The following is a 22,822-nucleotide window of genomic DNA, read 5'->3' as shown; positions in this document are numbered from 1 at the left end:
CCGCCCCCGTTCATGTCCGCTAGTTCAAACCGCCCAGATGCAGCGCTTTGACCTCCAGATACTCCTCCATGCCAAGTACCGAGCCTTCCCGGCCCAGACCCGACTCTTTAACACCACCAAAGGGTGCCAGCTCGGTTGAAACAGCACATTCATTAATACCGATCATGCCACTTTCCAGCGCCGCTGAAACACGGAACACCCGTTGCAGATTTTGAGTGTAAAAGTAAGCGGCAAGACCAAACGGCGTATCGTTGGCCCGGCGGATGACATCCTCTTCGTCATCAAAGCGGAAACAGGCGGCCACCGGACCGAACGTCTCTTCCTGGGCGAGGTGCATACCTTCGTGTGCCTCAGTAATTACGGTCGGCTGCCAGAAGTTGCCGCCCAGTGCATGACGTTCGCCGCCCGCCAGTAATTTGCCACCTTTCGCTACCGCGTCTTTAACGTGCTGCTCAACCTTCTCCACTGCTGAAGCTTCAATTAAGGGGCCGACAATGACGCCCTCTTCCATCCCGTTGCCCACCTTCAGCGCGTTCACTTCGGCAGCCAGTTGTTGTGTGAAGCGGTCATAGACGGCATTGTGAATGTAAAAGCGATTAACGCTGACACACACCTGGCCCGCATTACGAAATTTGTTGGCAATCGCACCCTTAACGGCAGCCTCAATGTCGGCATCGTCGAACACGATATAAGGGGCATTCCCGCCAAGCTCCATCGATACTTTTTTCATGGTTTCGGCGGCATTGCGCATCAGCAGCTTGCCCACCTGGGTAGAGCCGGTGAACGAGATTTTGCGCACCACTTTGCTGGCCATGATTGCATCGCTGATAGCATGAGTATCACCCGCGACCGCGTTCAGTACGCCATCTGGCACACCTGCCTGCTTCGCCAGTGCCAGTAAGGCAAAGGCGGAAAGTGGCGTGTTGTTGGCGGGTTTAATAATGCCGGTACAGCCTGCTGCCAGAGCCGGGCCCAGTTTGCGGGTCAGCATTGCCATCGGAAAATTCCACGGCGTGATGGCAGCCACTACGCCAATCGGCTCGCGAGTGGCCAGAATACGGGAGCCTGGTTTTGCGGGTGGAATGATCTCTCCATTAGCTCGTTTCGCCTGCTCGGCAAACCACTGGATAAAACTGGCGGCATACCCGACTTCCCCTTCCGCCTCTTTCAGGGGCTTGCCTTGTTCGGTCGTCATTAGCTGTCCAAGCCAGCGCTTATTCTCAATGATCAACTGATACCAGCGAGTGAGAATGTCAGCGCGCTCTTTCGCCGTCTTCGCCCGCCAGGCAGGAAAGGCTCGTTCTGCGGCGGCGATCGCCTGTTCCGTTTCAGCTTTCCCTGCTTTTGCCACCTGTGCAATCACCTCACCGGTTGCCGGGTTAGTGACGTCAAAAGTGGAGGCAGCCTGATGCCACTGACCGTCCGCTAAATAGCCGGTCCGGAACAGTTCGCTCTCTTGCAGTGATTTCATTGATTCGCTCCTGTCAGTTTTACGCTTCCGTCTGAAGAGTATAGTTGGCAAAAGCGACAGATTTTGTGTCAGGCGGGGATTGCGCTGGCCGCTGCAGGTGACAGCGGCCAGTTTCAGATTTGGATGAGCGTGTTCTGATACTTATCCAGCATCATCGCCAGTCGTTTTACGGGTTCTGTTACGCTGACGGGTGCATCGTAATGGACCAGTTTCTCCTGATAGACATCCAGCTCCTTCAGCAGACGCTCAAAGTAGTAACGGCGCTTGTCGTCGCTGCTGGCGGAGATCACCCGATCTGCGGTGTAACGCAGTTGTCGGTGATACGCAGAGAGGTCTGCGTTAACCGGCACGTCTGCATCACGTAAGCGCTGATGGCCAATGATCAGTGTCAGCGCGATGCGATATTTATTGATATCGCCTGGAAACAGATTCAGCAGCAAAAACAGTTGCTGATAGAGCGCTGGCAAATGGTTTTCACGTCGCCGCGCCTGATTGGTGGTCATGGCGGAGACGGCCGCATACATAAAGCGATTCAGCAGCTTGCGTCCGGTACGCGCCTTTGATTTATCACGAATTAACAGGATCACCATCATCGCCACAAAGCAGCCGATAACCTGTCCGAGCACGTTGTCCAGAAAGACATTGGTGTGAAATTGCATCGGATTATCAAGAACCACGACGTTGAGAGTACCAATTAAGGCGCCCAGCGTGCCGATCTGACGCCGCTGAATAAAGATGCCAGCGATAAAGCCCAGCACGCCAATTGCGATGCAGAGCAGCAATGCGCTCTGCTGAGTAGCAGGGAGAACATACATAAAGTAGAGCGCACCCAGCGGAACCGCGACTGTCATGCCGTAGAGAAAATCTTTGGCCATCATCAGTGGATTAGGCATACGCATTGCCAGTGCGGTGATTACCGCCAGCATCACCATACAGCCACTGCCTGAGGTCCAGCCGGTATAAAGCCAGAACAGTGAACCCAGCGCAGTCGCAACGAAGGTACGAATACCGTTGATCATCGCATGATGTGTTTCAGCGGAACGCGCCTGAATCACCACTTCCCGCTGTAAAATCTCCTCTTCCAGCGAGGTGATTCGGCTGTTGCTTTTGATACCATTGAGCAGCAGGAGATATTCAGTGGCAGTGCTAACCCAACTGGCCAGCGTGACCGGCGTCGATTTGCCACTGGCACCGATCACCCGCCGCATCACTTTCATCCGCTTGTGCACCTCTTCAACCGTCGACGCGGGCTTTTCAACCATCAAACGATATTGAGGCGGAATGTAGTCAGGGCGAGAATTCTGAATGAGGAAGGTTTCAGCAGCCTGCGTAATCAGCGTCAGCGACAACGTGTTCAGCATCTGCAAACGGCGGTGACTGTTCTTCCAGCGTGACGACTCCATCATCAGCTGGCTGCGCATGCTGTTCAGGGCTGAAGTGCGACGCACCAGGCCTCCCCATGCTTTGTCGACCTCTTCTTTATCACCATGTGCGACGCAGAGTTGCAGCAGGTGATAATGCGCCACCAGCAGCGAATCCACTTCGGCGTCGATCACTTTTTTGATTGAACGTGGCGAGAAGATCATGTCGGCCAGAATGGCACACAAAATACCGAGAACGATTTCACTGCAACGCTCAACGGCGTATTGCGGTACCAGTGTCAGACCGCCGCTGGCGTTGGCCGTGACCACAATAATGAGCGCCGTGTAGCCCGCCAGTCCCAGTGCGTAAGAGTTTTCAACTTTGATCAGCGACGAGAGCCAGACGCAGAGCCCTGCCCAGATGCAGCACAGCAGCAGCATCACGACCGGCGCACGAACGGTGGCAATCATGATGGTCAGCGCGGCAATACACCCAATGAATGTCCCGATAATACGCAAAACACCGCGATAACGCAGCGCCCCGGAATAGGGATCACCACCGGCCGCAAACGCGGTGCCGCCCGCCACGATCCCGGCGGTCATCACTGCCCAGCGTGGCGTTTCAAGGTTCAGGTGGAACCCCACCATCAGCGCTAATACCAGCGCAAAGGTGAGTTTTACCGGGAAACGCAGAAACTGGATCATATCGCCCTCTTAACCAAACTCACGCAGGCGATTAAACAGTCGGATCATCGGTGACACCTGTTCAGGCTGACGATCGACCTGGCCCGTTATCACCACCGTTGCCGTGGTTCCTGCCGGGAAGCGATTACCTGGCTGGTCATCCAGCCGAATTCGCACAGGCACACGCTGCGCCAAACGGACCCACTCCAGGTTGGAGTCCACTGTTGCCATACCTTTACTGTCGACCGAGCTGCTGCTATTGGTCACGCCAGCCGCCACACTATCGACCGTGCCACGCAATACAATGTTGCTGCCAAGCGGCGTAACTTCCGCACGGTAACCCTTCTCAACACCGTGCAGCTTGGTCTCTTCCAGGTAAGCCAGTACATAGAAGGAGTGCTGCTGAACCAGCGCTACTGCCACAGAACCGCGGGTAATAAACTCACCCTGGTAGACATTAAGGTTAGTGACCCAGCCGTCCGATGGCGCTTTTACAGTGGTGCGTTCAAGGTCAATCGCCGCCAGATCGCGTGTTGCCACCGATTTCGCCAGCTGATGCTCGCTGGTTTGCAGATCGTTATTGGATTGCTCGATAGCCTCGCGCGACATCGCGGAGGTGCCAAGCTGATTTCGTCGTCCGGCTTCGCGACGTTTCTCACTCACCAGTGCCTGATAGTACTCAACATCCGCCTGTGCCTGATCAAGCGCTTTCTGATAGCGCGGCCGATCAACCACAAACAGCGTATCGCCCTTTTTAACCAGCTGATTGTCGTGTACCGGAACATCGGTAATGAGGCCGGTGACGTCAGGCGAAATCGCCACCACGTCTGCCGCGAAACGTGCATCCCGGGTCCAGGGCGATTCGGTGTAGAACACCCAGGCGCGGAAAATGATTACCACAGCGATGATGACCAGCAGAATAGTGATCGCGTAGCGCGCGATTTTTCTTATGAGTGCTTTCACTTCAACCTCAGACTAATAAACGGGAGACAAGGTAAAACACACAGCAGTAAAGCGCTGTATTAAAAAGTGCCGGATGCCAGACAAGATCGTAGATACCGCTCGGCGTGAGCACACGTTTCACTAACCAGAACAGCATCAGTGAAATAATAAGTTCGATGAAAACGGGCGGAAAAGAGAGCCCAAACATGACAAATACCGGAAGCACACTCATCAAAAATCCTTAGTTCGACCTTGCCGGGATACTCCTTTGCCTTTTCAGATTTCGCGGGAAAACCATCTGGCAGCGCTATCCGAACCGCAGCTGGCTTAATAATAGCGTATCATCGAAGGGTATCAGGCAATGAAGAATCACCGGGAAATACCCCGGCGCGCATATAGTAACGCGCCTGACTATACGTTTTCTACAGAATGTGATCTAAATCACTTTTAAGCCAGAGTAAATAATGGAACGACTGAAAGGCATGTCTGTCTTCGCCAGAGTGGTCGAACTGGGTTCGTTTACCGCCGCGGCACGCCAGCTTCATCTTAGCGTCTCATCAATTAGCCAGATTGTCGCGAAACTGGAAGATGCATTGCAGGTTAAGCTGCTGAATCGCAGCACCCGCAGTATCGGGCTGACCGAAGCGGGTAAAATCTATTATCAGGGTTGTCGCCGTATGCTGGCCGAAGCGACGCAGGTGCACGAGCAGCTCTATGCGTTTAACAACACGCCCATTGGCGAACTGCGAATTGGCAGCTCCTCAACCATGGCACAGAATGTGTTAGCCGGCATGACCAGCGACATGCTGCGGGAGTACCCGGGACTGAGTGTGAATCTGGTTACCGGTGTACCGGCGCCGGATTTGATTGCGGATGGTCTGGATCTGGTGATTCGGGTGGGCGCACTAAAAGACTCCAGCCTCTTTTCACGTCGTCTTGGTGCCATGCCAATGGTGGTGTGCGCTGCAAAAAGCTATCTGACGCAGCATGGCACGCCCGAGAAACCAGCTGACATTGATAATTTTTCCTGGCTGGAATATAGCGTACGGCCCGACAACAATTTCGAGCTGATTGCGCCGGAAGGCCTGGTGACCCGCCTGTCACCGCAGGGACGTTTCGTGACGAATGATTCTCTGACGCTGATCCGCTGGCTGAAGTCGGGCAATGGCATCGCCTATGTGCCAATGATGTGGGTGATTAATGAGATCAACGCGGGTGAGATCGATATTCTTTTTCCGCAGTATCAGTCCGATCCGCGGCCGGTCTACGCACTCTATACCGAGAAAGATAAGTTGCCGCTTAAGGTGCAGGTCTGTATCGATTACCTGACCGGCTATTTTGAACAGGTGGCTGAACAGTATCAGCAGCACCGTAAAAGCTAACAACCCGCCAGGTGGCGGGTTGTTGAGGTCACATCAGGCGGTGCCGCCGATGGTCAGTTTATCCAGCTTCAGCGTAGGCTGACCGACACCGACCGGCAGGCTCTGGCCCTCTTTACCGCAGACGCCCACGCCTTTATCCAGCGCCAGGTCGTTACCCACCATCGAGATCTGCTGCATCGCTTCAATGCCGGAGCCAATCAGCGTGGCGCCTTTCACCGGTTTGGTGATTTTGCCGTTCTCAATCAGATAAGCCTCTGAGGTTGAGAAGACAAATTTGCCGGAGGTGATATCCACCTGACCGCCACCAAAGTTCGGCGCATAGATGCCGTACTCAACACTTTCAATAATATCCTGCGGTGATGATTTACCTGCCAGCATATAGGTGTTGGTCATGCGCGGCATAGGCAGATGGGCGTAGGATTCACGGCGTCCGTTACCGGTCGGGCTGACGCCCATCAGTCGCGCATTGAGCTTGTCCTGCATGTAGCCTTTCAGCACACCATTCTCAATCAGCATGTTGTACTGGCCGGGAACACCTTCATCATCCACCGCCAGTGAACCGCGCAGCCCTTCAAGGGTGCCGTCATCCACCACGGTACAGAGTTCAGACGCAACCTGCTGACCGATTTTACCGCTGAACACTGAGGTGCCACGGCGGTTAAAGTCGCCTTCCAGACCGTGACCAACTGCTTCATGCAACAGGACGCCAGGCCAGCCCGCACCCAGCACCACCGGCAATGCGCCGGCAGGTGCCGCTACAGCAGAGAGATTAACCAACGCCATGCGCACCGCTTCACGCGCCCAGGCATCAGCGCGCACTTCGCCATTTTCATCTTCAAGGAAGAACGTATAACCGGTACGCGCACCGCCGCCGCTTGCGCCGCGTTCACGCTTGCCCTGATCTTCAACCTGAACGCTGATAGAGAGGCGAACCAGCGGACGAACGTCAGCCGCCAGTGTGCCGTCAGTCGCGGCCACCAGCACCTGCTCGTAAACACCGGTCAGGCTGGCATTGACTTCCTGCACGCGCGGGTCAGCCGCACGGGCCACTTTATCAACGCGATGCAGCAGGGCAATTTTATCTTCACGTGTCAGGCTGCTCAGCGGATCGACCGCAGAATAGAGCGAACGGTTCATTACGGCAGAGAGCGTGTGTGCCTTGCCATTTCCCTGTTCACGTACGATGCTACGTGCCGCTTCAGAAGAGAGACGCAGTGCATTCAGTGTGATCTGGTCTGCATAGGCGAAGCCGGTTTTCTCCCCGCTGACCGCGCGAACGCCCACACCCTGATCGATATGGTATGAGCCATCTTTAATAATTTTATCTTCCAGCACCCAGGATTCGTGAAAGCTGGATTGAAAATAGAGATCGGCATAATCCAGACGACGTTCTGAAAGCTGCCCTAACAGGGAAAATAGGTCCTGCTGATTAATGCCGTTAGCAGTCAGTAACTGCTCACTTACCAGGTTCAGAGTCATCGTTTCTCACTCATTATGTGCTCAGATAATCATAGCCTGCGGTAATTCCGGTACGGCGTCAAATTCACTTGTTGTCAGTTTCACGCGGTTTACGCAGTACTTCATTGATTTCCGGCTTATCCAGTGGGCCACTGATGTGATAACGCAGCAGCGATATCTTGTTCCAAAGGGGTCCCAGAACTTTACTGGCGGCAAACACCGCGGCACCAATCACCGGATTGATGGCAAAGGCGGTTGCCACGCCGACTGAAGCGGATATTTCCGGCGCCACCACCGCTTCCATGTCAATCTGACGTTTTACCAGGTCGAGATTGCCCTGCATGGCGATATCGGCTTCCAGCCCATCCACCAGCAGGTTATCGGTGCGCATCCTGCCGTTTTCGATCCAGGCGGTGCCGTTAATCGAATCGAAATAGAACGAGTTGGTAAAGGTGTCGCTGAAGTCGAAGCGCAGCTTGCGCAGCAGCGCATCAAAGCTCACCAGTCGCAGGATTTTTCCCGCTGTGCCTGTGTTGACATCCGCAATCTGGCCTTTGCCAAAGTGGGTCTTCAGGGTACCGCTCAGCGTCTCTGCGGAGGGCTGCCAGGGGGCAGAGCGCCAGTGCAGATCGTAAGAAATATCAAATGGCGCATCGCGCAGCGGCGTGTTGACACCAAACCAGTTGGTCGCGTTATTGACATTCGGGCCTTTAAGCGTCCCCTTCAGCGAGGTGCGCTGGTCATCGGGACGGTTGATCCACTCACCGTTAATTTTAAGCTGCGAACTGCCGGTATCCACTTTACCATTAGTAAGCGCTAACTTATCTCCTTCAGGTTGCAGCGCCGCAGATATCTGACCATATTTCTGGCCGAGCACCCAGCATTCTTTACAGCGTAATTGCAGAGCGGGCCACTGGCTGAAATTAATGTTTTTGGCTTGCTGAGGAGACGCTTTGCCGCCTTTATCGGCATCACCTGCATCATTACCCCACTGCGGATTGTAGTAGAGGTAATCCAGGTTCACTTGCCACGGCGCTTTAGGTGCCATTAGCAGCGCACCACGCAACTCTTTCGCATTGACGCTGACCTGGCTATTGCCGCCTGAACCCTGCGCCAGCGTCGCCTCAACATCATGCCATTGCTGCCCGGCCAGCGTGACTGCCGGACTGCGCAGCGTGATGTTACCCGGCAGCGTGACGCCACCCGTCTGGAAATCGCTACCGCCGCCTGATGCACGTGTCCCGGAAGAACCTCCGGCAGCCATCATCGCCACCCAGGCCTCGCCATCCAGCGCAGGCAGGTTCAGCACCATGCCAGCATGATCGGGCAGAGCCGGCGTTTTCCGGGCATCATTCAGCCAGATGCCGCGGTCAACACGCAACGTCGGCTCCAGCAACCAGCGGCTGTTAAAACGGTGGTCTTCATCTATGCTGCCACTGAGATCGAAATGGTTCAGGTCACCGCTGGCCTGAATGGCAATCGGCATTGCCTCACCGGCATTTTTATCGAGCGGTGCAGGTAAGTGACTACTTACTTCTTTGGCATTACCGTTCAGTACCACGTCATAACGCGCCCCGCCATGATGGGGCAGCGTGATATTCACGTCGCCCTGCCAGGGGAGATGCCCGCCCAGTTGCTTACTGACAGCTGCCGGGACCTCGCTGATTTTAGCGGGTTGCCAGTCGCCCTGAAGTTTGACGTTCACGCCAAAGTCGTCCGGGTTCTCTTTGGTGCTGAAACGGACGCCCATTGGCTGACCAAACCAGTTTGCCCGCAGATCCTCACTCTCCAGATTGCCATTGTCGTAACGGAAGCGGCCTGAAAGGTTGTTGATCGTGGTTTTTAACGGCTTGATAAACAGTGAATTATTGTTCAGATCGACATTGCCGCGGGCGTGCACCTGCTGGCCATCCAATGGAATATCCAGATTCAGATGGCCCCCGACGCGGCCTTTGATTTCCAGCTCCGACAGCGCGGCACCCAATGAAGGTTTCAGCGGCGTCTGATCGAAATAGTCAGCGATCTGCGGGCCTTCGCCGCTGATATCCCCGTCGATGATCAGTTTTTCTTTAAGATAGTCCGGGATCACCGCCGTGACATTATGCGCGTCCACCTCGCCCAGTCGGGCAATGGGTGCTTTCATCCACAGACCGTCATTCAGGAAGTTAAGGTCAATATCGAGATTGCTCAACGCCGGCCATTTGGGCTGAAACGCATAGGTCGCCTGGCGAAGCGGCACCCAGACCTGGAACATGCCATCATTGTGCTTGAACGGGAACAGCGCCGGGTTACCTGCAAACAGCAGCGTGGCATTGTCCACCCTGCCACCCTTCACTGCCCCACTCAGATAGTGCGTCAGGCTATTGCCCATCAGCGGTACCGGGAAGTAGCGCCAGGCATCGCCCGCATCGGTAAGCCGGATTCCGGCCAGAATATCCAGACGGGGTTCACCACCGCTATTCTGCTGATAGCTGAAATCCCCACGCGCCCAGAGCGAGCGAGCCTGCAGGTCAAGGTTTTCACCCGCCAGCGTGAGGCCATGTTCATCACGCAGCCACCGCACCGCACCGGTCACGCGCTTAATCTCTAAAGGGGCCTGGAACATATCGCCATAGGGAACGGTTGCCGCCCCCATATCTACACTGACCTGACCATTGCTCAGGCTGCCGCGCGCTTCACCGCTTAAATGGCTGATGCCCGGCAACAATTTCCAGTGCTGCCAGCTGAAATCACGCCACTTTACCTGGACGCGGGTTTTTTCAGGCTGCTGTAAGGGAATATCCAGCGCCAGGCCATCGACGGTGCCCTGGGGCTGCAGCGTCTGCCAGTTTTCAAACAGCGCCGGAGAGAGCGGCGCAAACAGCGGAACGATAGGTGCAATATGGCTCAATACCAGTTGTGTCGCGCGAACACGTACTTCCGGCTGACCGTCCGGCCCCAGCAGCTGTTTATCCTCAGGACGCCATAACAGAGAGAAGTGGCCGGCGGGCCATGACTGGCCGTCAGTGCTGAGCCGCGTGTGCGGCACATTGACGACCCAGCCATTCTGGAAGCGTGACAAATGCGCGGTCAGCCCATCGACGTCTATGCGGTGTCGGCCGGTCTCGCCCTGCCAGCTGGCGCCCCCCTTGCGCAGCAGCAGATCACCGGCATAAATGTCGCCATCACGCAGGTTGACCCAGGCTGCCAGGCTGAAGCGGGCGCTGTCCAGGCGGGTGTTATCGCGCACCCAGCGGCCCAGCCATGGACGCATGTCGACGTCGTCGGCCTGCATCCAGATGCGACCATCATTGAGTACGCCGTTGCTGTCATTGAGATCGAGCCGCACCTGAACCACGCCGTGCTGGCCGGTAAAGCTCGACAGACTGACTTCACCCTCGGCCCGGTGGCGGTTGTCTTCGTTGACCCAGGAGAGTCGCGGAATCGCCAGTTCAGCATGCTGGCCGGAAGGGGTGCGGAAACGGATGGTGCTATCCCGCAGGTCGAAGTGGTCAAACTGACGCAGAAAGAGTTCATTAATCTGCGCCGGACGGAAGCTGTTTTTCTCTTTGTCGTTGTCGAGTAAAGGACGATTAGTCTCGAGGTGCAGCTGCCAGAAGGTCAGATCGCGAAACTGCCAGCGCCAGTGCAGCAGGGATTGCCAGACGTCGAGCGCCAGGTTGATGCGATTGATCGAGAGTTTACCGTTCTCATTAAGATCAACGTTGAGATCGCGTACCTGCAGAGTCGGGCCAAAGTTCTCCCACTTGCCCTCTAACTGGCTGGCGTTAACCGGCACACCTGCGCGGTCAGAGATGAATTGCAGAAGGTTGCTGCGATAGCTGTCGAGATGCGGCATCACCAGACGCAATCCGCTGACCAGCAGCGCGACAATCACGATGATTGCCGCGACCAGCAGTAACAAAATCCTCGGCAACTGCCTCACGCACGCCTCTCCTTGTGTTCCGTAAACGACGGATAGTTGGTTCTTAATACCCGACCGTCTTCAGATGAAAGCGTTAAAAGCGCGCATTTTATCTCAAACAAGGGCGATTTTTCAGCCCGATTTCCGAAGAAACCGGTATTCGGACTGGTGTTACATCATCACCACGTCGAACTGCTCCTGAGTGTAGAGCGCTTCGACATGGACTTTGACCTGCTTGCCGACAAAGATTTCAACTTCAGCCAGTGCATGAGACTCGTCGGTTTTTAACGCTTCACCGACCGTCGGTGAAACATAGACCAGGAAACGGTCAGAATCATAGGCGTGGTGAACCCGGACAATTTCACGCATGATCTCATAGCAAACCGTTTCAACGGTTTTCAGCGTGCCGCGCCCTTTGCAGACCGGGCAATCCTGACATAGAACGTGCTCAATGCTTTCACGGGTACGCTTACGCGTCATTTCCACCAGACCCAACGTCGAGAACCCATTGATACCGGTTTTAACCCGATCTTTACTGAGTGCGCTTTCCAGCGAATGCAGTACCCGGCGCCGGTGGTCTTCATTGCTCATGTCAATGAAGTCGATAATGATAATGCCTCCCAGATTACGCAGTCGCAGCTGACGCGCTATCGCCTGAGTGGCCTCAACATTGGTATTAAAGATCGTCTCATCCAGATTGCGATGGCCGACAAACGCACCGGTGTTGATATCGATAGTCGTCATCGCTTCGGTCTGATCGATGATCAGATATCCGCCTGACTTTAGTTCAACTTTGCGATCCAGCGAACGCTGAATCTCATTTTCGACATCAAACAGGTCGAAAATAGGCTGTTTACCGTTGTAAAGCTCCAGCTTGCCGGCCATTTCCGGGATATATTCACCGGTAAATTCCACCAGCATGTCGCAGGTCAGACGGGAGTCGACCCGGATGCGATCCAGCGCAGCGCCGGCAAAATCACGCAGAATACGCTGGGCCAGCGCCAGCTCGCCGTAAAGCAGGCAGCGGGTCTGGTTGCGCTTTTTACGTTCGCTGACTTTGGTCCAGAGACGTTTGAGAAAAGCCGCGTCCTGCGCCAGCTCCTCTTCTCCAATTCCCTCTGCGGCGGTGCGGATGATAAAGCCACCGAGGTCGTCGCAGTAGTCAGCCACCACCGCTTTAAGCCGATCGCGCTCTTTCTCACTCTCAATGCGCTGAGAGACACCAACATGCGATGCGCCCGGCATAAAGACCAGGTAACGCGAAGGCAGGGTAATGTCCGTCGTCAGCCGGGCACCTTTAGTACCCAGTGGATCCTTGACGACCTGAACCACCAGATCCTGTCCCTGACGCACCAGCTCAGCGATATCACGCACGATGAAGTTTTTCTTTTCGTCACCCGCCACACATTCAGTATGCGGCATGATGTCAGAGGCGTGCAGAAAGGCCGCTTTTTCCAGACCGATATCGACAAAGGCGGCCTGCATGCCGGGCAGAACACGACTGACACGTCCTTTGTAAATATTGCCAACAATGCCGCGCCGCGCTTCACGCTCAATATGTATTTCCTGAAGGATGCCGCCGTCAATATAGGCAACACGCGTTTCAGAAGGCGTGACGTTAACCAGTAATTCAGCCGTCATGTTGACCTCTTACAGCACGCAGTGACTGGAAATGGCTGATCAGCTCCGCTGTCTCAACCAGAGGTAATCCGACCACTGCATGGTAGCTTCCATTAATTTTTCGGACAAAGTTTCCTCCCCTGCCCTGAATACCGTATGCACCCGCTTTATCCATCGGTTCGCCGGTAGCGATATAGTCGTCGATGTCGGTCTCCGTTAAGGTGCGGAATGTCACATCAGTGGTCACAACGCAATCCAGCGCCTGCTGGCTGTCGGCCAGCGCTACCGCCGTCATCACCTGATGTGTATGGCCCGAGAGTTTGCGCAGCATCGCGTGGGCATGGGCGGCATCGCGTGGTTTTTCCAGCACGTCGCCATTCAGCACCACGATGGTATCCGCGCCCAGCACCGGCAGATCCTGCGCGGCCAGTCTGACACCTGCCTGCGCTTTGTCGTTTGCCAGACGGCGGACATAAATTTCCGCCGCTTCATTTGGCTGACGTTGCTCTTCAACGTCAGTCACGATGCGCTCAAATGTCAGTCCAAGTTGAGTTAACAGCTCACGACGACGCGGTGAACCGGAAGCAAGATAAAGGGTTACCATAAATTTCCTTATTGAACAGCGAACTGACGACGAATTTTTCTCATTAATAAGAATAGCCAGGGCCAGAGAATACCGTCGACGACACTGCTCCAGAAAATTTCAGGTCGGAATGAAACGTTGATTACCAGGAACTCTGCCCAGAAGACAATCACATCCATCGCCAGTGACAGCACCATAACCATTAACGCTTGCTGCCACAACGCTAAGTTGCGGAATAACTGGAACTTAAAGGCAATCAGGTAGGCGATGATACTGAGCGCCAGCGCACGCACGCCAAGCGTCGATCCGGCAACCAGATCCATGATGGCACCCAGCACAAATCCAGTACCGACATTGACCCGATGTGGCAGAGCGAGAACCCAATAGATGAGGATCAGTAGCAGCCATGAGGGCCGGAACATATAAATCTCTTCCGGCCACGGCATGATTTGCAGGACTAACGCAACCAGGAAAGAGAGCCAGATGACCCAGCGTCCCTGGCTACGATATCGACTCAAGGCTGGCCCCCGCGTGAACGCGAGGAGTTGCTCTGTCCGCTGCTGCTGGCAGACGGAGCAGGCGGTCCCATCTGAGCGGCTGGCGCTGGCGGGCCCATTTCACCGGCAGGCGGTAAAACCTGCGGCATCATCTGCATCAGACGCTCGTTCGCAACGCGGTGCACTTCATCCTGCGGCAGTGGCATATCGCCATTGCGGTCAGCGCCCCACAGCAACAGCAGGTAACGCAGACGCTGCAGACCGGCGGTCGGATGGGCCTGAATCACCGTGTAAGCGCGCTGGGTGTCCACTTTCACAGAGGAAACCACACCCACCGGATAACCTTCAGGGAAACGACCACCAATGCCAGACGTCACCAGCACATCGCCGACACGAATGTCAGTATTACCCGGCAGATGCTCAAGCTGAAGATCTTCATTACAGCCGTTGCCGGCGGCAATCACACGAATGTCATTACGCAGCACCTGAATCGGCAGGGCATGAGATGCATCACAGATCAGCAGAACACGGCTGGTGAGTTGTCCGACCGCGATGACCTGACCCACCACACCTTTGTCGCTGATGACCGGCTGACCTTCATAGACACCGTTAACGCTGCCTTTGTCGATCACAACCTGGTCGGTGTAAGGATCGGTGCCGGTGGAGATCACCTGCGTCACCATCTTTTGCTCATCCTGACGCAGCGGTGAACCCAGCAGTTCACGCAGACGTGCGTTTTCCTGCTTATATTGCCCCAGCATTAGCAGGTTACTGTTTTTCAGGAAGAGTTCACGACGTAACGCTTTGTTTTCCTGCTCCAGTTGCTGACGCGATGCCAGCGACTCGGACACGCCATCCAACAGCTGACGTGGTCCATTGGCCAGGAAGTAAAACGGACTGACCGACGTATCCAGATAGTTGCGTATTTGGGTAAAAGAACCCACACGGCTGTCGGCAATAATAATGGCAATCGCCACAATTACCGCCAGAAAAAGACGCAACTGCAGGGAAGGCCCCCTGCTAAAAATCGGCTTCATATAATCTGCGTGATCCTCGACAACAGGAGAGGAAGCGACGGCAAAAAACCGTGCTTCCCTGGGCTGAACGCACTGTACCGGCACAGATATCGCCGGTTCACATGCCACTCCCTCGCATGATCATTGCGTTCTCAGCCGGTTGAGGCAATTATTCTTCGCTGAACAAATCGCCGCCATGCATGTCGATCATTTCCAGCGCCTTGCCGCCACCGCGAGCCACACAGGTCAGCGGATCTTCAGCAACCACCACCGGAATGCCCGTCTCTTCCATCAGCAGGCGATCCAGGTTACGCAGTAATGCACCACCACCGGTCAGCACCATGCCACGTTCCGAGATATCTGAAGCCAGCTCAGGCGGACACTGCTCAAGGGCAACCATCACCGCGCTAACGATGCCGGTTAATGGCTCCTGCAGCGCTTCCAGAATTTCGTTGGAGTTTAGCGTAAAGCCGCGCGGTACACCCTCTGCCAGGTTACGACCACGGACTTCAATTTCGCGGACTTCATCGCCCGGGTACGCTGAACCGATCTCATGCTTGATGCGTTCTGCGGTCGCTTCGCCAATCAGTGAACCGTAGTTACGACGCACATAATTAATAATAGCTTCATCGAAGCGATCACCACCAATACGGACTGATGAGGAGTAGACCACACCGTTCAGGGAGATCACGGCCACTTCTGTTGTACCACCACCAATGTCGACGACCATTGAACCGGTTGCTTCAGAAACGGGCAGACCTGCACCAATCGCCGCAGCCATCGGTTCTTCAATCAGAAAGACTTCACGCGCGCCTGCGCCCTGAGCCGATTCACGAATCGCACGGCGTTCTACCTGGGTTGCGCCAACGGGCACGCAGACCAGCACACGTGGGCTGGGACGCATAAAGCTGTTGCTGTGAACCTGCTTGATGAAGTGTTGCAGCATTTTTTCGGTCACGAAGAAGTCAGCGATAACGCCATCTTTCATCGGACGGATAGCTGCGATATTGCCTGGCGTACGGCCGAGCATCTGTTTGGCGTCATGACCCACGGCCGCGACACTTTTCGGCGAACCGGCACGGTCCTGTCGAATAGCGACCACGGAAGGCTCGTTCAGCACGATGCCCTGTCCTTTTACGTAAATCAGGGTATTCGCGGTACCCAGGTCAATGGACAAGTCGTTGGAAAACATGCCACGAAATTTTTTAAACATACTAAGGGATAATCCTGCAAGCTGGGGGCGGAAAATAAAATCCGCTTACTTTACCAACCACACGAAGCTGCCACAAGGCGCAAAAACGTTCTGCTTCGGTGAAAAAAGACGCCTGATTGCGTTTAAGTCATCTGAACCGACGATCTGCAACAGCAGAATGCCGACCAGACGCCATCAGCACTGCTTTTCCCGCGTTTTCCCTGCGCCATGCCCGACATAAAATCTAACATTTCCGGCAGCAAGGTCAGGGATTCAGATGCGGCTAAACATTAAAAAAACCGCAAATTGTCGTTGTTACGACGGCAATTCATTAAATACGGTAACGTTGAGAATATTTCTTCACGTTACTGTTTACCGGAAGCGAAGAGGCAAAAAAGTCTCCCTGTCCGCCTGCGACACCCAGCGCCACTAATGTCTGCCACTCCGCCTTTGTACGAACACCCGTTGCAAACACCTGAATGCCAGTACATTTACAGACTTCAAGCAGGCTCTGCACAAACAGCTGGTTTTCTGTTCGCCGCTCAATATTACGGACCAGACCCGCATCAAGCTTGATCAGTTCCAGCGGCAGCTGTCGTATATAGGCGCTGCTGACCACAGTCAGACCCGCCTGATTGACGGCAACCCGGCAGCCAAAGGCTTTAAGTGCGCGGAATACTGGCGCTAAACGGTTGATGTGTTGACATACATCTGCCTCGGCAAGTTCAAATAAAAATCGTTTTCTTTGTGCTTTCGGACACTGCAACAGCATATTCTGTAGCCAGACGACAAATGGACGCTGCAGGAGCGAGGTTATTGTCACCGGGATGACCAGCGTCTCTTCCGGCCAGAGTTCTGAGAGTGCGGCAATGCGGGTCATCAGTTGGCGATCCCAGGCATCAGCCATCCCCAGTTGCTGAACCAGCGGCATATATTCTGCGGCCAGCACCTCTTTATCGCCATCGAAGATGCGGGTCAGCATCACCCGATGCTGAACTTTACCTTCAATATTAACGGTGGGTTTGTGGTAAAGCCTTGGACCACCCCGGCTGAGTGTGTTCTCCAGCAAGGTTCGCCAGCGCACACTTCCGCGTCCGGCATCCTGAGGATTTCCAGCACCGTTAGTCCAGTTGTTACCGCCCAGCAGTGCCGCTCGTCGGGTGGCCATTTCAGCATTTTCAATGACCTGCGGCACGGTCTGCCCGCTGTGCCAGGCACTGATACCGATGTGGATCAGATCATCACGATTCACCATGCGCATCGGCGGCAGAGAATCGACAGCATTAATAAGTTGATCAGCAATACTGTTAGCCTCTTTGAGGCTGCGATGCGGCAGTAATACGGCAAAATCACTGCGGAAATAGCGTGCCAGTAAAGCGCCAGGGTAGCGCAGCACAAAAGTAGAGAGCATGTTGACGAAATTAAACAGGTACTCCTCAACCAGTCCCTGCTCCAGCCTGTCTTTCAGTGTGTCCAGATCGGGCAGACGCACCATCATCACAACACCGTGAGTGCCGACATTTTCCTGATCCTCCAGCAAAGTCGCGAGCTGGTTGTCAAAGAAAAGTCGGTTATTAAGACCGGTACGCCCGTCCTGTGCGGCAAAGGTACGGATTAGCGTGTCGATACGCAGGCGCTGTTCGCCCGCTTCCTGCAGATCCGCCAGCAAGAGATCCATGGCACGGCTCGCCCTGGGAGGCCACTCATCCGCACCACGGTCTGGCATGATTCCACGCTCACCGTTAATAATCGCCTCTGCCCGTGCTTCAAAATTTTCCATGCCGCGCCACTGCCGACTGAGCCAGCGATGCATCATCAGCAACAACAGACTCATCACCAGCACAACGGTAAACAGAATGCCCAGCGTGTAAGTTCCGGTGATAGAACGTAGCCAGGTTTTAGCAGGATCAAGGGTAACGACCCGCAGCTGTAAGCCGGTTTGATGCATTAAAGGCACATCGACCTGAAAAAAACGATTGGGCTCGTCTTCCAGCATCTGATTTTCGTGTCGGGAGAGAGTGAGAAAAGTCTGTTTGCCGTCGTGAAGAGAAATCTGCTCAGCATTCATTATCGGCATCATACGCGTAAGCCAGCCGTGCAACGCTGCAGGCGACTCAGTGAACATCGCCTGATCGACCTCCGTCGCCAGCACCTGCGCCCGATGCTCAACCCGCTGATGGCTGAACCAGAAAACACTTAATGCGCAGCCAGCCAGCATCAACGACATTGCCAGCAAACTTAAAAAGGTAATAAACGCAGATAATTTTGTGGTTAATCGCATCCCTGTGCCTGTATTACTGCGGTGATAACCGGATCATCCGACCTTGTACCCTTAGCCTGACGAAAACGCGAGCAAAATAGCATAATTTGCCCCTGCCGACAGCGCCTGGACGCATGAAGCCGAAGTATATCCCCGGGATATCATCGCAGGTGTTAATCCCGGCAACTTTCAGTGCATTCTCATCGCCGTGCTCAGCCAGGAAATTTCACATTTTCACAGCGAAACTGGCTGATATCAGCGATAGTCATCATGCTGGATGATGACATCCTGTCTGGAGAAGCCCAATGAAACGCATATCCCACCTGACCGAAGCCGACGTAACGCCGGAAAGCATTTTTAACCTGAAGCGCCGCCAGGTGCTGAAAACGCTGGGACTGAGCGCGGCGGCAATGGGTATGCCGGGCGTGGCGAATGCCGATATTCTCAGTTGGTTTAAAGGTAATGACCGTCCACCCGCGCCCGCTGGCCGGGCGCTGGACTTTACTAAACCGGCGAAATATCAGGCCGATCTGACCTTAACACCTGAGGATAAAGTCTCTGGCTACAACAACTTCTATGAGTTCGGGCTGGATAAGGCCGATCCGGCTGCCAATGCAGGTACGCTAAAAACTGCCCCCTGGAAGCTGACCATTGATGGCGAAGTGGCTAAGCCTGTGACGCTGGACATGGATGACATCTTTAAGCGGTTTGCTATGGAACAGCGAATCTATCGCATGCGCTGCGTAGAGGCCTGGTCGATGGTCGTGCCCTGGATAGGCCTTGAGCTGAATAAGCTTCTTTCGCTGGCGGAACCCACCAGCAAAGCGCGCTTTGTCGCCTTCCAGACGTTGTACGACCCGGAGCAGATGCCCGGCCAGAAAGATCGCTTTATTGGCGGCGGACTCAACTATCCTTATGTAGAAGGTTTACGCATTGATGAAGCGATGCACCCGCTGACGATACTGACCACCGGTGTCTATGGCAAAGCGTTGCCGCCGCAAAATGGCGCACCGATTCGTCTGACGGTACCGTGGAAATATGGTTTTAAAGGCATCAAGTCGATTGTGAAAATCACGCTGACCGACAAACAGCCGCCAACGACCTGGAATCAGATTGCTGCCGACGAGTATGGCTTTTATGCCAATGTGAATCCCCATGTTAATCACCCTCGCTGGTCGCAGGCGACAGAGCGATTCATTGGCCCTGGCGGCAGTCTGAAGGTCGAACGCCAGCCAACGCTGTTGTTTAACGGTTATGCCGAACAGGTAGCGTCACTCTACCGAGGCATGGATTTACGGGAGAATTACTAGGTGGTCCGCCTGTCGCTAAAACAGATCACATGGCTCAAGGTGATCCTGCATCTGGCGGCCCTGTTGCCGCTGGTTTATCTGATTCTGGCCGCAATGCAGGGTGGACTGAGTGCGGATCCGGCAAAAGATATTCAGCATTTTACCGGCCGCATGGCGCTGAAACTGCTGCTGGGGACGCTACTGGTTTCACCGCTGGCACGTTACGGCAGGCAGCCGCTTCTTATCCGCACGCGTCGTCTGCTCGGCGTATGGACCTTTGTCTGGGCGTCCCTTCATCTGCTGAGCTATTACCTGCTGGAGCTGGGCGTGGACAATCTGCGTCTGCTGGGCAGCGAACTGATCTCCCGTCCCTACCTGACGCTGGGTATTATCAGCTGGCTGATATTACTGGCCCTGGCGGTAACCTCTTTCCAGCGCGCTCAGCGCAGACTCGGTAAGCGCTGGCAAACCCTGCACAACGCGGTCTATCTTGTCGCGATCCTTGTGCCGATTCACTATATCTGGTCGGTGAAAATCCTGTCACCCCAGCCACTTATCTATGCCCTTCTTGCTGCGATACTGTTAGCGTGGCGTTACAAAAAATTTCTCAAATGGTGGTCCCGCTAGCGCTTCACCCGTTGTTTTCCTCTGCCGTTTTCTGATAAAAGATGTGGCCCGCAGGCTACATCCGATCATCTTCGCAGATAAGACCAGTATTTTGCTGCGAAATGACACGAAACGGATATAATGCCCGGCTTTATTGCTCGTCGGGTCTTCTTTTTAGCCCCGAAAGGTGACAAATGAAGATTCGCAAGGTATTTTACGCGATGCCTCAATGATTGCGGGAGATGGCAGCACGATGGCGCATAAATTACATATTCTGCTTTTGAACGGGCCCAACCTTAATCTGTTGGGAACACGTGAGCCTGAGAAGTATGGTCATACCACGCTTAGTCAGATCGTGGACGATTTGACGCGTCAGGCAGACCAGCTGAATGTGGAGTTGAGCCACCTGCAGACCAATGCTGAATTTCAGCTGATTGATCGCATTCATGAGGCCAAAGGCAATGTGGATTACATCATCATTAATCCTGCCGCGTTTACCCATACCAGTGTCGCATTACGTGATGCCCTGCTGGCGGTAGAAATACCGTTTATCGAGGTTCATCTCTCTAATGTGCATGCCCGCGAGCCCTTCCGCCATCACTCCTATCTTTCTGATGTTTCTGCTGGCGTGATCTGTGGGCTTGGCGCTGACGGCTACACATGGGCTTTACAAACGGCAGTAAAACGCCTGTCTCAATCTCATTAATCAAACTGAGTACGGAACCCCACTCATGGATATTCGTAAAATTAAAAAACTGATCGAACTGGTTGAAGAGTCTGGCATTTCTGAGCTGGAAATCTCTGAAGGTGAAGAGTCCGTTCGCATCAGTCGTGCCCCTGTCAATACGGGTTACCCGATGATGCAGCAGGCTTACGCTGCGCCGGTTCAACAGCCTGCTCTGGCAACCGCTGTAGCCCCTGTTGCAGCGGCTGCCGAAGCGGCACCGGCTGAAATCAGTGGTCACATCGTGCGTTCACCGATGGTAGGGACCTTCTACCGTACGCCGAGCCCGGATGCGAAAGCCTTTGTGGAAGTTGGCCAGAAAGTGAATGCTGGCGATACCTTGTGCATCGTCGAAGCCATGAAAATGATGAACCAGATCGAAGCTGATAAGTCAGGCGTAGTGAAAGCTATCCTGGTTGAAAGCGGTCAGCCGGTCGAATTTGACGAGCCACTGGTTATCATCGAGTAACGGGGCAGATCATGCTGGATAAAATTGTTATTGCTAACCGTGGTGAGATCGCACTGCGCATTCTGCGTGCCTGTAAAGAGCTGGGCATTAAGACTGTCGCGGTTCACTCAAGCGCGGATCGTGACCTGAAGCACGTGCTGCTGGCAGACGAAACTGTCTGCATCGGCCCGGCGCAGTCAGTTAAAAGTTACCTCAATATCCCGGCGCTGATCTCTGCTGCAGAGATTACCGGCGCGGTGGCGATTCACCCAGGCTACGGCTTCCTCTCTGAGAATGCCGATTTTGCCGAGCAGGTTGAGCGCTCCGGCTTTATCTTTATCGGCCCGAAAGCAGATACTATTCGCCTGATGGGCGACAAAGTCTCTGCGATCAATGCGATGAAGAAAGCAGGCGTCCCAACCGTACCGGGTTCTGACGGTTCACTGACCGATGATATGGACAAGAACCGTGCCTTTGCTAAGCGCATCGGTTATCCGGTCATTATCAAAGCCTCTGGCGGCGGTGGCGGTCGTGGTATGCGCGTCGTGCGCAGCGACAAAGATCTGGAACAATCCATCAACATGACGAAAGCGGAAGCCAAAGCGGCATTCAGCAACGACATGGTTTACATGGAGAAGTATCTGGAGAATCCACGCCACATCGAGATTCAGGTACTGGCTGATGGTCAGGGCAACGCGATCTATCTGGGCGAACGTGACTGCTCAATGCAGCGTCGTCACCAGAAAGTGGTTGAAGAAGCGCCAGGCCCAGGTATTACTGAGGAACAGCGTCGCTTTATCGGCAATCGCTGTGCTAAAGCCTGTATTGAGATTGGCTATCGTGGCGCAGGTACGTTTGAGTTCCTGTATGAAAACGGTGAGTTCTACTTCATTGAGATGAACACCCGTATTCAGGTGGAACATCCGGTGACCGAGATGATCACCGGTGTTGATCTGATCAAAGAGCAGCTGCGTATCGCCGCAGGCCAGCCGTTGTCGATCAAACAGGAAGATGTGATCATTCGCGGACATGCGGTCGAGTGCCGTATCAACGCCGAAGATCCCGTGACCTTCCTGCCAAGCCCGGGTAAAATTACTCGCTTCCACGCGCCAGGCGGTTTTGGCGTGCGCTGGGAGTCGCATATTTATTCAGGCTATACCGTGCCGCCTTATTACGACTCCATGATCGGTAAGCTGATCACTTACGGCGAATCACGCGACGTGGCCATCGCCCGCATGAAAAATGCACTGGCGGAACTGATCATCGACGGTATCAAAACCAACGTTGAACTGCAGATGAAAATCATGTCCGACGAAAACTTCCAGCACGGTGGAACCAATATCCACTATCTGGAGAAAAAACTCGGCCTGCACGAGAAGTAATCG

Annotated in this window: 18 protein-coding genes; 6 read left to right on the top strand and 12 right to left on the bottom strand. The window is 54.5% G+C overall.

All coding sequences use genetic code 11. The annotated features are described in order from the left end of the window. Positions 1-19 precede the first annotated feature (19 nt). The 4 genes from IAI47_RS02490 to aaeX form a co-directional block, all read right to left on the bottom strand. On the bottom strand, positions 20-1,471 hold the full coding sequence (locus IAI47_RS02490; RefSeq protein WP_008925806.1) for an NAD-dependent succinate-semialdehyde dehydrogenase: 1,452 nt from the start codon (positions 1,469-1,471) through the stop codon (positions 20-22). 113 nt (positions 1,472-1,584) lie between these two features. After that, positions 1,585-3,537, bottom strand: a complete 1,953-nt coding sequence (gene aaeB / locus IAI47_RS02485; RefSeq protein ID WP_008925807.1) for a p-hydroxybenzoic acid efflux pump subunit AaeB — start codon at positions 3,535-3,537, stop codon at positions 1,585-1,587. A gap of 9 nt (positions 3,538-3,546) precedes the next feature. Then, positions 3,547-4,479, bottom strand: a complete 933-nt coding sequence (gene aaeA, locus IAI47_RS02480) for a p-hydroxybenzoic acid efflux pump subunit AaeA (protein ID WP_008925808.1) — start codon at positions 4,477-4,479, stop codon at positions 3,547-3,549. A 7-nt stretch (positions 4,480-4,486) separates the two neighbouring features. Next, the gene (gene aaeX / locus IAI47_RS02475; protein WP_003855277.1) at positions 4,487-4,690 is read right to left on the bottom strand and encodes a p-hydroxybenzoic acid efflux pump operon protein AaeX; all 204 of its coding nucleotides are present in this window, start codon (positions 4,688-4,690) and stop codon (positions 4,487-4,489) included. Positions 4,691-4,922: 232 nt separating this feature from the next. Here aaeX and aaeR point away from each other — a divergent pair, with 232 nt between their 5' ends. Then, positions 4,923-5,840 carry an HTH-type transcriptional activator AaeR gene (gene aaeR, locus IAI47_RS02470; RefSeq protein ID WP_003855274.1) on the top strand — a complete coding sequence of 306 codons (918 nt, stop codon included), beginning with the start codon at positions 4,923-4,925 and terminating at the stop codon, positions 5,838-5,840. Between the two features lie 33 nt (positions 5,841-5,873). On the opposite strand, the gene tldD is transcribed toward aaeR, so the two are convergent. The 8 genes from tldD to csrD all read right to left on the bottom strand — a co-directional run bounded on the left by tldD (position 5,874) and on the right by csrD (position 18,391). Beyond that, the gene (gene tldD, locus IAI47_RS02465; protein WP_008925809.1) at positions 5,874-7,319 is read right to left on the bottom strand and encodes a metalloprotease TldD; all 1,446 of its coding nucleotides are present in this window, start codon (positions 7,317-7,319) and stop codon (positions 5,874-5,876) included. Positions 7,320-7,383: 64 nt separating this feature from the next. Further along, the gene (gene yhdP / locus IAI47_RS02460) at positions 7,384-11,223 is read right to left on the bottom strand and encodes an AsmA2 domain-containing protein YhdP (RefSeq protein ID WP_008925810.1); all 3,840 of its coding nucleotides are present in this window, start codon (positions 11,221-11,223) and stop codon (positions 7,384-7,386) included. Positions 11,224-11,373: 150 nt separating this feature from the next. Beyond that, entirely contained in the window at positions 11,374-12,843 is a 1,470-nt protein-coding gene (gene rng, locus IAI47_RS02455; protein ID WP_008925811.1) for a ribonuclease G, read from the bottom strand. Continuing rightward, positions 12,833-13,426, bottom strand: coding sequence for a nucleoside triphosphate pyrophosphatase (locus IAI47_RS02450; RefSeq protein WP_003855266.1), 594 nt, complete (start codon positions 13,424-13,426; stop codon positions 12,833-12,835). Before IAI47_RS02450 ends, rng begins: the two co-directional genes overlap by 11 nt. An 8-nt stretch (positions 13,427-13,434) precedes the next feature. Continuing rightward, positions 13,435-13,923, bottom strand: a complete 489-nt coding sequence (mreD, locus tag IAI47_RS02445; RefSeq protein WP_003855265.1) for a rod shape-determining protein MreD — start codon at positions 13,921-13,923, stop codon at positions 13,435-13,437. After that, on the bottom strand, positions 13,920-14,939 hold the full coding sequence (gene mreC / locus IAI47_RS02440; RefSeq protein WP_003855263.1) for a rod shape-determining protein MreC: 1,020 nt from the start codon (positions 14,937-14,939) through the stop codon (positions 13,920-13,922). The genes mreD and mreC overlap by 4 nt, the downstream gene beginning before the upstream one ends. A gap of 148 nt (positions 14,940-15,087) precedes the next feature. Then, on the bottom strand, positions 15,088-16,131 hold the full coding sequence (mreB, locus tag IAI47_RS02435; RefSeq protein WP_003855260.1) for a rod shape-determining protein MreB: 1,044 nt from the start codon (positions 16,129-16,131) through the stop codon (positions 15,088-15,090). Between the two features lie 310 nt (positions 16,132-16,441). Continuing rightward, entirely contained in the window at positions 16,442-18,391 is a 1,950-nt protein-coding gene (gene csrD, locus IAI47_RS02430) for an RNase E specificity factor CsrD (protein WP_003855254.1), read from the bottom strand. 284 nt (positions 18,392-18,675) lie between these two features. Between csrD and msrP the strand changes: the two genes are divergently transcribed. The 5 genes from msrP (at position 18,676) to accC (ending at position 22,819) form a co-directional block, all read left to right on the top strand. Continuing rightward, positions 18,676-19,680 carry a protein-methionine-sulfoxide reductase catalytic subunit MsrP gene (msrP, locus tag IAI47_RS02425; RefSeq protein ID WP_008925812.1) on the top strand — a complete coding sequence of 335 codons (1,005 nt, stop codon included), beginning with the start codon at positions 18,676-18,678 and terminating at the stop codon, positions 19,678-19,680. Next, positions 19,681-20,286: a protein-methionine-sulfoxide reductase heme-binding subunit MsrQ gene (gene msrQ / locus IAI47_RS02420; protein ID WP_003855248.1), complete on the top strand. Its 606-nt coding sequence runs from the start codon at positions 19,681-19,683 to the stop codon at positions 20,284-20,286. It abuts the gene before it with no gap. 232 nt (positions 20,287-20,518) lie between these two features. Further along, positions 20,519-20,971: a type II 3-dehydroquinate dehydratase gene (gene aroQ / locus IAI47_RS02415; RefSeq protein ID WP_008925813.1), complete on the top strand. Its 453-nt coding sequence runs from the start codon at positions 20,519-20,521 to the stop codon at positions 20,969-20,971. A gap of 25 nt (positions 20,972-20,996) precedes the next feature. Next, positions 20,997-21,458 (top strand): acetyl-CoA carboxylase biotin carboxyl carrier protein, encoded by a 462-nt coding sequence (gene accB / locus IAI47_RS02410; protein ID WP_003855242.1) that lies wholly within the window; start codon positions 20,997-20,999, stop codon positions 21,456-21,458. An 11-nt stretch (positions 21,459-21,469) separates the two neighbouring features. After that, entirely contained in the window at positions 21,470-22,819 is a 1,350-nt protein-coding gene (gene accC, locus IAI47_RS02405; RefSeq protein WP_003855240.1) for an acetyl-CoA carboxylase biotin carboxylase subunit, read from the top strand. Positions 22,820-22,822: the final 3 nt, after the last annotated feature.

Origin of the sequence: Pantoea sp. MT58, from assembly GCF_014495885.1 — a bacterium.
GTDB lineage: Bacteria > Pseudomonadota > Gammaproteobacteria > Enterobacterales > Enterobacteriaceae > Pantoea > Pantoea eucalypti.
The sequence above is the reverse complement of the archived record's forward strand: the minus strand, read 5'-3'. Positions and strand labels throughout refer to the sequence as shown.